The following is a 16,030-nucleotide window of genomic DNA, read 5'->3' on the forward strand; positions in this document are numbered from 1 at the left end:
ATTCTAACCAATCTTTATTTAAATTTCCACTAGAAAAATGTTCAATCAAAATTTGATTAGTAATACCAACTTTATATCCTTTTTTTAGTGTTTCAATAGCAATATTCAAATCATAATTGTGAAATCCTTTTAGCTTATGATTAAAAACGATATTCATTTCTTTTCTTAGCGCTAAAAAAACACCATCAACAATAACAACTTCATTTAATACACTATTCTCAAAACCAAATTGTTCTTTAACTATTTTTCCGTTTGGATAATGCTGAATAATATTAATTGACTTGGACTTATTATCACAATCCCACCAACCAGATGGCGTTTTGGTTTTTTGACTGGAACCTGCAACTCCTATTAAACCATATTCTTTATTAATTTCAAAAATTCTGTTTAGTTCTCTACCCCATTTTTTTGTGTGAAATAAAATATCTTCATGAATAAAACATAAGAATTTGCCATTACTTTTTTCTATTCCTATGTTATAGGCTTCAAAAATAGAATATCGATTCTCAGAATTATCTATAACAATTAATTCATAATCAGAACCAATAGTTTCAGTTATATTTATTGCTAATACATCTGGAATTGTGTTTGTTCGTGAACAAATTATTATTGAAATCATACTATTTTCTTAGTTTAAGAATAATTTTAGTTAAAATAGCATGAAATAACTGCTTTACAGAAAAAATATTGATGTGGTTTTTCAAGAAAGTTCATCAATTTCATATTTTTTAAATACATTTCAAGAACAGAATTATATCCATAAGAAAGAATATGCTTTTTTAAAATGTATTCCTGCATCTGTTGAGTTTTAATTTGATTTTTATCAATTTCTGTACTTCTTGAATTTTCTTTGATTCTATAGTAAAGAAAACAATTTTCTATTTTAATTGCCTGACCTCCATCTTTAAGCATATTGATCCAAAACTCCCAGTCTTCGAAACCAAATTTCATTTTCTCATCATACCCTCCGATTAAAAAAAAATCATCTCTCTTAAATAATCCTGAACAATGAATTCTATTATATTGAAGAAGGTCTTTAACTTGAATTACATTTTCTAGCTGAAACTCTTCATTCCTTTCTCCAAAGAAAAAAGCACGTCCATATACAATTTTATAATTATTAATCTCAATATTTTTAATTAATTCTGATATATAATTTTCACTAATATAATCATCAGCGTCTAACGGCAAAAGATAGAAACCTTTTGTGATACTTGCTCCTAAATTACGTGCTTGACATACACCTCCATTTTGTTTAGAGACGAATTTAAATCGGCTGTCTTTTTCAATCCATTTGTTTATTATTTCAGACGTATTATCAGAACTCCCGTCATTTACAATAATACATTCCCAAGTAGCGTAAGTTTGTCTTATGACAGATTGTAAGCATTCATCTAAATATTGCGCTTGATTGTAACAAGGAACGATTACAGAAACTAACTTGCTCATTTACTATAAAATATTAAAGATTTTACAGCTAACTTAAACTCATCAATTGGCAATAATTGAGATTTCCATTCTGTTTTAATTTTTTGATATTGAAAATAAATTGAAGGAGAATATCTATCTCGTCTTAAAAAATAACCATTAAACAAATGGTATTGAATGTCCAAAAGGTATTTTTCAAAACCTTCTTTATCAAAAAAAGGTTTTAAGTTGGCTTTTAGCAAATTATTTTTTAAATATTGAAATTGTTCCATTTCTTTAAAAGAGAATATTTCTTCATTTAAAATAATTTTTCTTAAAAGATCCTGTGACTCATTTTTTTTTTCGAAGTTTAAATTATTTAATAAATTAACTTTAATTTCTAATGCGATATCCCTTTGTTGAATATTTCTTTTTTGAGATACTTGTGAAGTATGAACCCGGTAACTAAGTAAAACTTCTTGCAAATTGTGCAATTTAGCCATTGGAAGCAATCTTGTCCAAAGATCATAGTCTTCTGCTGGCTCTTTTGTTACATCATAATTTAAAGCGAATTTTTCGAGGTAGGATTTTCTAATCATTACTGTTGGATGTCCTAAGCAGCATTTCTTTAACATTCCTAATTTTATATCTTCATGATTTTGAGGAACAACAACAGTGTTACTTGTTCCAATTATATTAAATAATGTACCACAAACAGCTACATCGATATTCTCATCTAATAATTTTACTTGTTTTTCAAAACGTTCAACGATACTGATATCATCTCCATCCATTCTTGCAATGTATTCCCCTTTTGCAATTTTTAATCCATGGTTTAGACTATTTGTATAACCAGTATTGAAAGGTTTTACAATTAATTTAATCCTAGAATCATTATATGCCTTAATTATATCAATTGTTTTATCAGTAGATGCATCATCAATAATTAAGAATTCAAAATCAGTAAAAGTTTGGTCTAGTATACTATCAATTGTTTCCTTTATATACAATTCGCAATTGTATACTGGCATTAAAACTGTTATTTTTGGATTTAGAGAAGTAATCATACTATTTATTTTATTTTAACTTCCTCTGTAACATTTTGAATAATAATCCTAGATAGAATCTTCCATCTTTTTTTCCTTCATTAATACTAAGTAATTGATTTTCCAGATATTCTAATCTTTTATATTTGGCGTTTGATATTTCTGGATGAACTAAGTGTTTGCCCCCAAAATTTTCTAATTTTTTTAACCTAATATTTAAAGTATCATCTTTAGTAAACACTAGTAAATTTTGCCTATACCATGAATCTACACACTGATTATTCCAATAAATTGGCCTTAAAACGTCAAAAAGTTTAAATCCTAAGTTTTCAAATTTATCAATCCAATATTTTGGTTCTTGTTCATTGATATGATTTTGCCCCCCTTGATTTGGTATAGCTGCAGAGAAAATTATGGTATCACTTAAACCCGAAAGAGTATTGACAAAAACATTCGAGCATTCTTCTCTTAAATGTTCCGCAACTTCTAAAGATATTGCTAAATCATATTTTTTTTTTGATTCAAAAAATACTTCTAAATCATAATCAATAAATTGGTCAATATTAATTTTTAAAAGTTTACGATCTACGTAATTCCCATCAATTCCTAAAATATCATTAACACCATTTTTTTCAAAAATTTTCAACCAAGTACCAGTTCCGCATCCAACATCTACTACAGATTTTGGCTCTAGTAATTCCATTATAAAAGGGACTATTTCCAAAGCTGCTCTAAAATTATGAACCTCCTCTTCGTGAATATATTTAATAGCTTTTTCATTCATATTAGGAAAATTTAATTTCTGAATCATAATAATAATTTAATTTTTCCTGAATTGGTTTTCGCCCATCTAAAGATGTTAAAACATTAAAATAAAAAGCATCATAAATTGTATCAATATTATTTTCCTTATCTCCAAAATAAAGATCGACTTTATACTTTTTAGATTTTATTATTCTAAAAACAGGGAAGGAAAGCCTAATTTCTCCCTCAAGTAAATCATTTAAGATTAAATCTCCAGTATTTCTATTGTTTAAACCAATGATTTCTACTTCATCTGTATCTTTTATAACCACCCCGAGAACTGGTTCATTGAATTTGTCTATTAATTTATACTTAAATACAAATTCAACTTTTGCACCTGTCACTATTGTATTTGTTTTTTGTCCTTTACAAAATATTTCAACAGATACAATTCCTATATTCTTGACTTTTTTATTAATATGGTTACTCAAATCAAAATGACCATTCTCAATTAAATTCTGTCCTTCTAAAATGTCATCAGATGCCAAATAATAATCAATAGCATTATCTATAGTGCTATCAATGACTACTGTTCCATGCTCCAAAACAATTCCCCTAGTACACAAACTCTTTACTGCTACCATATTATGACTCACAAACAAAACAGTTCTTCCTTCACCTCTTGAAATATCCTGCATTTTTCCAATAGCCTTTTTTTGAAATTCGGCATCACCAACAGCCAAAACCTCATCGATAACCAATATTTCAGGCTCTAAAAAAGCAGCTACAGCAAATGCTAAACGAACAGTCATTCCGGAACTATATCTTTTTACAGGCGTATCAATATAACGTTCGCATCCTGAAAATTCAATAATTTCATCGAGTTTTGAGGTTATCTCTTTTTTGGTCATTCCTAAAATAGCTCCATTTAAAAAAATATTTTCTCTTCCGGTCATTTCTCCATTAAAACCAGTACCCACTTCTAATAAAGATGCAATTCGCCCTCGGGATTTTATACTTCCAGTTGTTGGGGCTGTGACTTTTGAAAGAATTTTTAAAAGCGTTGATTTACCTGCTCCGTTTTTACCAATTATACCTAAAACTTCACCGCGCTCTACTTCAAAATCAATATCCTGTAATGCCCAAACATAATCTGAGGTTCCTTTTGTCGAACGATCATTAACATCACCTATTTTTAAATATGGGTTTTCTTTACCTCGAACTTGATGCCACCATCTATTGAGATCATGTGCTAAAGTCCCAGTACCAACTTGCCCTAAGCGATATTGTTTAGAAATATTTTCAGCTTTTAATATTATATCTTTTTCCAATTATGCGTTGTAATTAAATTATGAATGATAATCTTTATACTTTTTTTATAAGCGATTTTAAAATTAAACCGTATCGATAAAACTTTTCTCTGTTTTATTAAATACTAAAAGACCTATAAAAAATACTACGACTGTCAAAACAACAGTATAAAGTAACCCTAAAATGGAAATTTGACCAACATTCAACAACATGTAACGGGAAGTTTCTATGACATAAGCTAGCGGATTGTATTCTACAAGCCATCCAAATTTTGGTAATTTTGATTTAATTAATTCCATTGGATACATCACTGCAGATAAATACATAAGCAACTGTATTCCAAAACCAATTAAATTACTAAAATCACGATACTTAGTTACCATTGAAGAAATTAACATTCCTAGTCCAAGACCTAAAATTCCCATAATAATAATCAAAACAGGAAATAATAAAACCAAAGGATCTAAATGTAAATCTGCTCCCTTAAAATAATAATAACAATAGAATATAATAAAAATAAAAAACTGTATTCCGAATTTTATCACATTGGAGATTACAACAGACAGAGGTGTTATAATTCTTGGAAAGTAAACTTTTCCAAATATTCCAGCATTGCCTTTAAAAGTATCTGAAGTTCCTGTTAAACATGCTGTAAAATAATTCCAGACTGTTATTCCTGCTAAATTAAACAAAAATGGAGGAACAGCACCGGTATCAATACCAGCAACGTTATTGAATATTATAGTAAATGTAACAGAAGTTAATAATGGCTGAATTAAATACCAAAGCGGACCTAAAACCGTTTGCTTATAAACAGTAATAACATCTCGTTTTACGAAAAGCAGCAACAAATCTCTATATTGCCAAACTTCCCTTAAGTTTAGTGAGAAGAATTTATTTTTAGGTGTTATTTCAAACAACCAATCATTTGGGGTATTATTGTCGTTCATTTTATTTTAAACTAATTAACCGAAATAGTTCTTAAAAAGCAAGATTTATTTAATTAACAAGATTTTTATTCACTTATAAATTATTTATAAAGCAAAAAGGCGTTTTATAAAAAAAACACCTTTTTTGCACTATTTGAATCTAAAATTCAATTTATCATAAGAAACTACTTATCTAAAACTTCAAAAGCAGAATTCATACTTTTAAATTCAGGAACAATTTTCTTCATTTTAGTTACAATATCATCATTATCATAAAAATCTGCAATGCCTATGAGCTCGTCGATTTCAGTGTGTAAATTTTCATACTCGTCTTGTATTTCCTGAGCGATCATAATTTTGTTATGATAGGTTGGCAAAGTCTTAGAAGTATCATTTAATAATTCTTCATACAATTTTTCACCAGGCCTTAAACCTACAATTTTGATCTTAATCTCTTTGTCCGGAATAAATCCTGCCAGCTTAATCATTTTTTTTGCCAGATCTATAATTTTTACAGGTTTACCCATATCAAAAATATAAATCTCACCTCCGTTACCCATAGCACCAGCTTCCAAAACTAGTTGACAAGCTTCCGGAATTGTCATAAAATAGCGTATGATATCCTGATGAGTTATGGTAACAGGTCCCCCCTCAGCAATTTGTTTGGTAAACAAAGGTACAACAGATCCGTTTGAACCTAAAACATTTCCGAAACGAGTTGTAATAAACTTTGTTGCTCCCTCAATACTCTCTTTTTGATTTTTTAAATATAAAGATTGAACATATTTCTCTGCTATTCTTTTACTGGCTCCCATAACGTTACTTGGGTTAACAGCTTTATCCGTAGATACCATAACAAACTTCTTCACACGATATTTACAAGCTAAATCAGCCAGATTTTTAGTTCCTTTAATATTCGTCTGAATAGCTTGTGACGGATTTTCTTCCATCAAAGGAACATGTTTGTAAGCTGCCGCATGAAAAACAACATGTGGACTATAATTTTTGAAAACTTTTTCTAAAGCTTTTTTACTTCTAACGTCTGCAATTACTGCTACAATTTTGGCCTGCGATCCTAAAGAAAGAGTTTCTAAACATAAATTATGAAGAGGTGTTTCAGCGTGATCTAAAATAATAACAACCTTAGGATTAAATCCTAAAACCTGCCTTACTATTTCACTTCCAATTGATCCAGCCGCTCCACTAATAAGAATTGTTTTATCCTTTAATTGTTTTGAAATTGATTTACTATCCAAGACTATTGGTTTTCTTTCTAATAAATCTTCGATCTGAATGTTCTTTACTTTTTGAGAAATTTCTTTTTGATTTTCCCAATCTGAAATTAACGGTACAGTATATACTCTGTAATTGAATTCTAAGCATTGATCTACAATAATCAATTGTTCTTCTTTAGATAAACTTTTATCCGCTATAATGACACCTTCTGCAGCTACAGAACGCATTAAGGCAGGCAGTTTTTTTCTTAAAATCAGAATTGGTAAATCTAACATTCGTTTAGATGCATTCTGATTATTCTTATCTACAAAACCAACAATTTTAAATCGGGAAGGTGTTTCAAATTTTAAAGCATTAGCTACTGAAATAGCATTCGCATCTGTTCCATAAATTACGGTTCTAATTAACTTAGAATTGGTTTTTTCAGAAAAATACAATTCGAAGGTTTGTTTTACTACAACGCGATAAAGGAATAAACCACAAAATGATAAAACCAGATTTATGAAAAGTGCTGTATTTAAAAAAGCTTTATGTCCAGTATACAATTCAAAAACTAAATTAAAGAATAAAAAGAAAACCAAAACTGACATTTGAGAAAATAGCAGTTTAATAGCATCTATATAGGATGAATGTCGAATAATACCGGAATACGTTCTAAAAAGCCAAAAGAAAAATACATTAATAACAATTAAACTTGAAACAAAATAAAACTGATGTGAAGTAATAATGTAACCTAATGCTGTTCCTTCAAACAACATATATGTAAATGTGAATGAAAAAATCAACACCATTACATCTATAGCAATAATGATCCACCTAGGCAAATAGCTAAGATTGTTAATGCTACTTCTTAGATTTCTCGGTGAAAGAAAATTATGCAACAAAGAGGCTATTTTGGTTTGTTTGTCTGTATTCAATTTGGTTTAGTTTAATTTTGTAAACTTTGTCTGTCTTACAAAAATACAAATTAAAGGTTTTAAAAAATTTTTTATTAGTGCAAATTAGATTTTAACACCTTTTTTCTTTTGTTTTAAAAAATCTATTAAATAAGTACCATATCCGGATTTTACTAACGGTAAAGCTAATTCTTCAAGTTGGGTATCATTAATAAATCCTTGTCTCCATGCAATTTCTTCAATACAGCCCACCTTTAATCCTTGTCTCTCTTCAAGAACCTGAACAAATTGTCCTGCCTGCATTAAACTATTAAAGGTCCCTGTATCCAACCAGGCTGTACCCCTGCTTAAAATACCCACTTTTAAGGCTTCTCTTTCTAAATACACTTTATTAACATCAGTGATTTCATATTCACCGCGAGCGCTTGGTTTTATATTTTTAGCAATCTCTACAACAGAGTTATCGTAGAAATATAATCCCGGAACTGCAAAATTAGATTTTGGTTCTTCAGGTTTTTCTTCTATAGAGATAGCTTTAAAATTTTCATCAAACTCAACTACTCCGTATCTTTCTGGATCTGAAACATGATAAGCAAAAACAACACCACCATTTGGTTTTGTATTTGATTTTAAAAGTTCCTGCATATTAGATCCAAAAAAGATATTATCTCCTAGTATTAATGCTACATCATCCTTACCAATAAATTCTTCTCCAATTACAAAAGCCTGAGCTAGACCGTTAGGAATTGCCTGTTCTGCATAACTAAATTTACACCCTAAACTCGATCCATCTCCTAATAATTTTTTAAAGTTTGGTAAATCATGGGGGGTAGATATAATCAAAATTTCATTGATCCCAGACATCATCAATGTTGATAATGGATAGTAAATCATTGGTTTATCGTAAACAGGCATCATTTGTTTGCTCATTGCTAATGTCAAAGGATGCAAACGTGTACCAGAGCCTCCAGCTAAAATAATTCCCTTCATAAATCTTGATTTTAATTAAAACCCTATGATTTTAATTGTATAAACATTTTTTTTAAACTTTTCTTATAGTCTGGTATTTGTAGATTATAAGTTTCTTTTATTTTTTTTTTATCTAGTAATGAAAATCTTGGACGCTTTGCTGGAGTAGGATATAATGAAGATTCAATACCTTCAACTTTACATTTATACCCTCCCAATTCTTTTATAGAAAGTGCAAATTCATACCAGCTTATTTCTCCTTCGTTTGAATAATTATAAATACCCGGAATCCAATTCGAAGATCTTATTATATTAATCATTACCTTAGCCAAATCTGCGGCGTATGTTGGTGAACCAATCTGATCATTTACAACATTAATTTCGTCTCTTTCCTGCATTAATCGTTGCATGGTTTTTACAAAATTGTTACCAAATTTGCTATAAACCCAAGAGGTTCTAATAATAATTGAATTTGGGTTTTTTTTCAAACAAGCTAATTCTCCCGCTAATTTACTTTCTCCATATGTATTTATCGGATTTGTATCTGCCTCTTCGCTTAAAGCAGAAGAAGAAGATCCATCAAACACATAATCTGTTGAAATATGAATTAGTTTTAAACTATTTTCGAATGCATATTTTGCAATTAACTCTACAGCCAAATGATTGATTGTAAATGCCAATTCTTTTTCAGTTTCGGCTTTATCTACTGCTGTATAGGCACCACAATTAAAAATAACATCAGGTTTAATCTCATTTAATTGAACTCCAAGTAATTCTAGATCATCTAGCGTAATTTTTGTTCGATCCGCAAAAATCCATTCAAATTCTGAATAAGAGGCTGATAAATCCGAAAGGTCAGATCCTAGTTGTCCATTTGCTCCTGTTACTAGAATTTTATCCATTAAAATAAACTATTACAATTATCAATAAAAGGAAGTATTTGATCTTTTTCAGAAACAATTGCATCTTTAATATCCATTCCCCAATCGATATTCAAAGAGGGATCATCAAATTTAATTCCGCCTTCTGAAGCCTTATTATAAAATTGATCACATTTGTACATTACCGAAGCAGTTTTGCTGATTACCGAAAAACCGTGTGCAAATCCTTGAGGAACTAATAATTGCTTTTTATTCTCTGCAGATAATAAAATACTAAATGATTTTCCAAAAGTTGGAGAATCTTTTCTTAAATCTACCGCTACATCAATAATTTCACCTTCTAAAACACGAACTAATTTTGTTTGAGCAAAAGGTGGATTTTGATAATGCAATCCTCTCAAAGTTCCTTTTTTTGAAAAAGATTGATTATCCTGTACAAATTCAATATTAATTCCTAAATCCTCAAATTTAGTTTTGCTGTACGATTCAAAAAAATAGCCTCTTTCGTCTCCAAAAACGGTTGGCTCAACAATCATCAGATCTTGTATAAATGTTTTTTCGATTTTCATATTTAATTTAATCATTTTTAAAGAAGTTATCTACCACTCCCCTAATCCTAATTTTATCTTCATTTGTTAAATTTGATCCAGAAGGAAGGCATAATCCATTTTCAAATAGCTTTTCTGATATTTTAAGCCCATAATAAGGGTAATTTTCAAAAAGTGGCTGTAAATGCATAGGCTTCCATAATGGACGACTCTCTATATTTGCTTCATCAAAAGCAAGTCTTAAATTTTCTCTAGATTTTTTTGTTTTTAGTACTATTGTATTTAGCCAATAATTGGAAAAAAAATCTTCGTTTAAATTATCAAAAAGTTCTACATTCTTAATTCCTTTAAAAATTTCTTTGTAAAAAAAATGATTCTTTCTTCTTAGATTAATATTCTCTTCTAGTATCTTCATTTGTCCAAGACCAATGCCAGCACATATGTTACTCATTCTATAGTTGTAGCCAATTTTGCTATGTTGATAATGTACTGCATTATCTTTTGATTGAGTAGCATAAAAAATAACTTCTTCTTTTGTTTCTATTGAATTTGCAATTAATGCTCCTCCACTTGAAGTTGTAATAATCTTATTTCCATTAAATGAAATTATTCCAAAGGTTCCAAAACTACCACATTTTTTCCCTTTGTAACTACTTCCAAGTGCTTCAGCACTATCCTCGATAACTGGTATTTTGTACTTTTCTGAGATTGCATGCACTTCAGCTACTTTATAAGGCATACCATATAAATGAACTGCAATTATCGCTTTTGGCTTTTTTCCTTTTCTAATTCGGTCCTTAATAGCAATATCCAATTGTTCGGGACAAATATTCCATGTGTCAATTTCACTATCCACAAACACCGGAATTGCATTTTGATATAAAATTGGATTTGCTGAAGCCGAAAATGTCATACTTTGGCAAATAACTTCATCTCCCTCTTTAATCCCTAATAAAATTAAAGCCAAATGTATTGCAGACGTCCCAGAATTTAATGCCGTGATATATGATTTTTTTTCAAAATAATTTTGAAGCACCTCTTCAAATTCATTTACATGTGGTCCCCCAGAAGTAATCCAATTTGATTTTAAAGCACTCTGAATATATTCTTGTTCAAAACCACTTTCTTGAGATAGAGACAAATAAATCCTTTTATTATTCATTATAACTTAAGTGATTTAATTGATAATATTTCAAGCAAGCTTTCTTTATTTCATAACACTTTGTCACTTTATAATTCTGATTTTAATTTGATTTTATTCAGCAAATAAAACTTTGACGCGTATACTAACAGCACAGGTGCAATTATAATTAGGAATATGATTTTAATCTGGACTTTTTGATAAAGATTTATTACAAAAAAGGAGACTAGTCCCTGAACTAAGGCATAGCAAAAGGAAACTAATCTATGTTGCACTTTATATTCATTGCTCAAAACTTGATATAAATGTAATCTATGGGCTTCAAAAATATTCTGTTTTAAGTAAAGTCTATGACAAATAGTACACACTGCATCGACTCCATAAACTGCTAAAAACAAAATCCAAACTAAAGAGTTGGTAATCAAAATAAGTTTTACTATCAAATAAATTATCCAAAAAGCTATGGCAATACTCCCAACATCACCAGCAAAACATTTTGCTTTTTTTCTGTAATTAAAAAATAAGAATACTACACTCGCAAGCATTGCATATTTTATGAAAGCACCATCAATAAAAAGCTGGATTTTTGTATTAACATATAGTAACGCTCCCATTACAACCAATGTATACAAACCCGTAATACCATTTATTCCATCCATAAAATTATAAGCATTTATGAGCCCAATAGCAAAAACATAAGCAATTAAAATACCCCATATTGGAATTAAATAGAACAAATCCAAATCAAAAAATATCAACGTTATTGACAGAAAGTGAATTGAGATTCGGATTTTATTTGATAAACTTTGAATATCGTCCCAAAAACTAACTAAACTAACTAAAGTTATACCCGCAAAAAAAAAGTAATTGCTCTGAATATGCTGAACAAAATAAAGCAAAGCGGAAAACCAAAAAATTATTCCTCCTCCTCTTAATGTAATTTCTGTGTGAGAACTTCTTAAATTTGGTTTATCGATAATATTAAAATGATCTGCTACTCTAAAATAGAGCAACATAATGATCATTAAAGTTATTCCTAGTATAGTATATTCCATCAATTATTTTGTAAAACTTTTAATTGTCCTTTCTAATCCTTTCTGCGCGCTATTCGGAAGTTTTTCAATTCCTATAGCCTTCTTTATTTTTTCATTAGAAACTTTATAATTTTCAGTTAATTTTTGAAGAGTTTCACTGTTTAAAGGGAATTTTATAAAATCCCCGACTTTAGCAAAACTTCCAATTATGAACTTCGGTATTGCAATCGAAACATTTTTTTTATTAGTAACCGAAGATATTATCTTAATTAATTCATTGGTAGACACAAATTCATCATCGGCAATATGATATATCCCAGACTCAATTTTTTTATTTTCAATAATTGTTTTGACTATAAAACATAAATTTTCAATACTTAAAAAGGATCTTTCATTTTTATATGAAGCCAAAGGCCATGGAACTCCTTTTGAAACCAGTTTATAAAGCAAGTTCAAATTTCCTTTATTCTCCGGCCCATGAATCATGCATGGTCTTAGTATATAAACTCGCTTGCTTTCTGGTAATTTCTGCCTCAAAATGTATTCTTCTGCTTTATATTTTGCAATCCCGTAATGTGTTTTTGGATCAGGAACTATATCTTCCGTTAGAATTCCATTAACTTTGTCCGCTACCGATTTTACTGTACTCATAAAAATAAATACAGAAGCATCCGACGATAAGAATGAATCAAATAATTGTTTCGTTAACTCAAAATTTGCCTCATAATAATCATCAGGTTTTGAAACTTTTTTAAGATCATGCGCTTTTCCAGCTAGATGAATTAATACATCTGTTTCAATAGTAAATTTTTGATTTGGAACATATCTCACGCTAAGTGATTCAATATGATATGTATCATGTAAATAACTTTTAAGATTGGTTCCTACAAAACCTGTAGATCCAGTTATTGCAACTTTTACCATTACTTTTTTAATATGGACTCTAAATTATTTATGCATTTTGTCATTGTAAAATTCTCCTCGAAATATTTAAATCCGTTTTGTCCAAGAAGATCTCGTTCTTCTTTTCCCATTTCGTATAATCTGATTATTTCTTTGGCTAATCCTTCAGCATCTCCCGCATTTACTGAAAATCCACAACTTGCTTCATTAATGATTGTGGCACCTTCTCCATTCAACATTCCTAAGACTGGCTTTTTCGTACATAAGTAAGCTTGTAATTTTGCAGGCACTGTTAAATTAAAAATTAATTCATCTTTTAGGGAAACCAATAAAACATCCGATTTTGTAAAAAAAGTTTTCATTGCTTCAATAGGAAATCTTCCCAAAAAGTGAACTGTATTATTTAATTTGTTTTCAGACACAAAATCTTCTAATTGTTTTTTGCTTCGACCATCTCCAACAAAAACAAAATGTATATCTAACTTATCTTTAAGAATTAATGCTGATTTAATTATCGAATCGACATCTTGTGCTACTCCAATATTTCCAGCAAATAAAATTTTAAATCCATTAGGCAATTCTGGAATAACAAAATTCGAATTACCGTTTAAAATGGAATCTTCAGCCCAATTAGGGAAATAAACAAGTTTTTCTTCATAATTCCCTTTTGTTAAAATCGATTCTTTAAAACCGTTTGAGCTAATTAAAATCTTATCAGAATTGTTATAAATGTATTGAACTATCTTTGTAAAAAATGACAATACAATTTTATTATTAATTCCGCCTGCCGAAGTAAGACTTTCAGGCCACAAATCTAAAACCCAGAATTGTACTGGAATTCGTTGAATTTTTTTCACTACGATTGCTGGAAATCCTTGTGTAATAGGAGAAGGTTCATGAACGAGAATCACATCAAATTTCTTTTGAAAAGCTAAAGTAAAAGCTCTGAAAGATGCAAAAAATGCCCAGCTAATATAATTTAAAAAGAGCCTGACACCTCCTCCCTTTCCTCTAGGAATCAATAATGTTCTTATAACTCTTACACCATTAATAATTTCGTTACGTCTTTTAAAAAGACCATAACTATGATGTATTTTACCTTCTGGATAATTAGGCAGACCTGTTAAAACAGTAACTTCGTGTCCCTTTTTTGCAAGCTCAAAAGCAATATCATTGCTTTTGAAATTTTCAGGAAAGAAATATTGTGTAACTAATAAGATTTTCATTTTATAATTCTCTCCAAACTACACGTTTCACGTAATCCGTATAACTTAAAATAATACGAACCATTTTTTCAGAAACATTTGGCATAGAATAATCAGCAACTGGTCTAAAGTTTCTTTCTTTTCCGATTTTTTGATATTGAAGCTGTACTAATCCCTGCAAAATTCTTTCTGGACTTAAACCTACCATCATTACAGAAGTTTCTTCCATTGCTTCAGGTCTTTCATGTGCGTCTCTAATATTAAGAGCTCTAAAATTCAATACTGAAGACTCTTCTGAAATTGTTCCAGAATCAGACAAAACAGCAAAAGATTTCATTTGCAAAGCATTATAATCATTAAATCCCAGCGGTTTTAAGAATTGAACATTTTTATGCATTTGAATATTTTTTTTCTCAATCATATTACGTGTTCGAGGATGCGTACTAACAATAATTGGATAATCATACTTTTCAGCAATAAGATTTAAGCTTTCCATTAATCCATGAAAATTTGCATCATTGTTAATATTTTCCTCTCTATGCGATGATACTACAAAAAACTTGCCCTCTTCCAATCCTAATCTTTCTAAAACATCTGAAGATTCGATAGATGGTAAGTAATGATTTAAAACTTCAAACATTGGAGAACCGGTTTTGATGATTCTATCAGCCGGCAAACCTTCTCTAAGCAAATATTCTCTTGCAATATCACTATAAGTCAAGTTAATATCTGATGTATGATCAACAATTTTTCTATTTGTTTCTTCAGGAACACGTTGATCAAAACAACGATTTCCAGCTTCCATATGGAAAATCGGAATATGTCTTTTTTTTGCAGGTATTGCACACAAACAACTATTAGTATCTCCTAACACTAAAAAAGCATCTGGTTTTTCAGATTCTAATAAAGGATCTATTTTTATTAATATCTGACCAACAGTTTCTGTTGCCGTTGTTCCAGCCGCATTTAAGAAAAAATCGGGTTTACGGATTTGTAGATCATCAAAGAAAATTTGATTTAATTCATAATCATAGTTTTGCCCTGTATGGACGATAATATGATTAATTGCTTCAGAAGCATCTAGCGCGGCCATAACACGCGATAATCGGATAATTTCAGGACGGGTGCCAACAACCGTCATAACTTTTAGTTTTTTCATATATATGTTCTTTCTCTGTCCCATGTAATGTTTTCTTTTATGATTTTAGCTGGACTTCCAGCTATAATTACATTAGAGCCATATTTTTTTGTTAAAATAGATTTACTCCCCACAATTGAATCTTTACCAATTTCAACCCCCTTTAAAATAAGTGAATCTAATCCTATCCACACATGCGATCCAATTTTCACATTGCTAGCATAATTAATTCTTGTTTCGCTGTTTAAATCTATTATTGAGTGCGAATCACCAGTTAGTATTCTAATTCCTGATGATAACATACAATCTTTACCTACCTCAACTTTACTATTAGGTTCTGTAATTCCAAAATGAGCATCCTCTATTGTAGTAAAACTATCTATTAATAAACTACAATCATGGTCTTCAATCCAAATAACACCAGATTTAATTAAACAATTTTCTCCTATTTTAACTTTATGGTTATCACCTCTAATAAATATTTTTAAATTAAATATATTAGAATCTTTCCCTATAATAATTTCGTTGTTATTACCTATAATGTCATAAGAAATTTGAGAGATAAGACTTGTGTCATTTATGATATTGTTCCTTCCTTTTATACCATTTCCTAATTTACTTAAAGCAACTTTGCATTTATAA

General features: G+C 29.7%; 15 protein-coding genes and 1 pseudogene. All 16 read right to left on the reverse strand.

Annotated elements, in window-relative coordinates; translation table 11 throughout:
- Positions 1 to 619 (reverse strand): glycosyltransferase (locus tag FLACOL7796_RS23890; protein ID WP_173973268.1); only part of this gene is annotated, 619 nt, incomplete at its 3' end.
- A 26-nt stretch (positions 620 to 645) separates the two neighbouring features.
- A complete protein-coding gene (locus tag FLACOL7796_RS23895; protein WP_173973269.1) occupies positions 646 to 1,449 on the reverse strand; it encodes a glycosyltransferase family 2 protein in 804 nt (267 codons plus the stop codon).
- A complete protein-coding gene (locus FLACOL7796_RS23900) occupies positions 1,446 to 2,474 on the reverse strand; it encodes a glycosyltransferase family 2 protein (protein WP_173973270.1) in 1,029 nt (342 codons plus the stop codon). Before FLACOL7796_RS23900 ends, FLACOL7796_RS23895 begins: the two co-directional genes overlap by 4 nt.
- Positions 2,475 to 2,484: 10 nt before the next feature.
- Complete coding sequence (locus FLACOL7796_RS23905) at positions 2,485 to 3,237, reverse strand: class I SAM-dependent methyltransferase (RefSeq protein ID WP_173973271.1); 753 nt, start codon at positions 3,235 to 3,237, stop codon at positions 2,485 to 2,487.
- 1 nt (position 3,238) lies between these two features.
- Entirely contained in the window at positions 3,239 to 4,528 is a 1,290-nt protein-coding gene (locus tag FLACOL7796_RS23910) for an ABC transporter ATP-binding protein (protein ID WP_173973272.1), read from the reverse strand.
- 63 nt (positions 4,529 to 4,591) lie between these two features.
- Positions 4,592 to 5,458, reverse strand: a complete 867-nt coding sequence (locus FLACOL7796_RS23915) for an ABC transporter permease (RefSeq protein WP_173973273.1) — start codon at positions 5,456 to 5,458, stop codon at positions 4,592 to 4,594.
- Positions 5,459 to 5,622: 164 nt separating this feature from the next.
- The gene (locus FLACOL7796_RS23920; protein WP_173973274.1) at positions 5,623 to 7,590 is read right to left on the reverse strand and encodes a polysaccharide biosynthesis protein; all 1,968 of its coding nucleotides are present in this window, start codon (positions 7,588 to 7,590) and stop codon (positions 5,623 to 5,625) included.
- A gap of 84 nt (positions 7,591 to 7,674) precedes the next feature.
- The gene (gene rfbA / locus FLACOL7796_RS23925; RefSeq protein WP_173973275.1) at positions 7,675 to 8,559 is read right to left on the reverse strand and encodes a glucose-1-phosphate thymidylyltransferase RfbA; all 885 of its coding nucleotides are present in this window, start codon (positions 8,557 to 8,559) and stop codon (positions 7,675 to 7,677) included.
- Positions 8,560 to 8,582: 23 nt separating this feature from the next.
- The gene (rfbD, locus tag FLACOL7796_RS23930; protein WP_173973276.1) at positions 8,583 to 9,440 is read right to left on the reverse strand and encodes a dTDP-4-dehydrorhamnose reductase; all 858 of its coding nucleotides are present in this window, start codon (positions 9,438 to 9,440) and stop codon (positions 8,583 to 8,585) included.
- Positions 9,440 to 9,988, reverse strand: coding sequence for a dTDP-4-dehydrorhamnose 3,5-epimerase (gene rfbC / locus FLACOL7796_RS23935; protein ID WP_173973287.1), 549 nt, complete (start codon positions 9,986 to 9,988; stop codon positions 9,440 to 9,442). The genes rfbD and rfbC overlap by 1 nt, the downstream gene beginning before the upstream one ends.
- 7 nt (positions 9,989 to 9,995) lie before the next feature.
- Positions 9,996 to 11,129, reverse strand: coding sequence for a DegT/DnrJ/EryC1/StrS family aminotransferase (locus tag FLACOL7796_RS23940; protein WP_173973277.1), 1,134 nt, complete (start codon positions 11,127 to 11,129; stop codon positions 9,996 to 9,998).
- A 68-nt stretch (positions 11,130 to 11,197) separates the two neighbouring features.
- A complete protein-coding gene (locus tag FLACOL7796_RS23945) occupies positions 11,198 to 12,163 on the reverse strand; it encodes an MraY family glycosyltransferase (protein WP_173973278.1) in 966 nt (321 codons plus the stop codon).
- A 3-nt stretch (positions 12,164 to 12,166) separates the two neighbouring features.
- On the reverse strand, positions 12,167 to 13,066 hold the full coding sequence (locus FLACOL7796_RS23950) for an NAD-dependent epimerase/dehydratase family protein (protein ID WP_173973279.1): 900 nt from the start codon (positions 13,064 to 13,066) through the stop codon (positions 12,167 to 12,169).
- On the reverse strand, positions 13,066 to 14,271 hold the full coding sequence (locus FLACOL7796_RS23955) for a glycosyltransferase family 4 protein (protein WP_173973280.1): 1,206 nt from the start codon (positions 14,269 to 14,271) through the stop codon (positions 13,066 to 13,068). Before FLACOL7796_RS23955 ends, FLACOL7796_RS23950 begins: the two co-directional genes overlap by 1 nt.
- Before the next feature lies 1 nt (position 14,272).
- On the reverse strand, positions 14,273 to 15,409 hold the full coding sequence (wecB, locus tag FLACOL7796_RS23960; RefSeq protein WP_173973281.1) for a non-hydrolyzing UDP-N-acetylglucosamine 2-epimerase: 1,137 nt from the start codon (positions 15,407 to 15,409) through the stop codon (positions 14,273 to 14,275).
- Positions 15,406 to 16,030 (reverse strand): annotated as a pseudogene (locus FLACOL7796_RS24605) (DapH/DapD/GlmU-related protein); the annotation flags it as partial. The pseudogene FLACOL7796_RS24605 and the gene wecB, both read right to left, overlap by 4 nt.

Origin of the sequence: Flavobacterium bizetiae, from assembly GCF_902804475.1 — a bacterium.
Taxonomy (GTDB): domain Bacteria; phylum Bacteroidota; class Bacteroidia; order Flavobacteriales; family Flavobacteriaceae; genus Flavobacterium; species Flavobacterium bizetiae.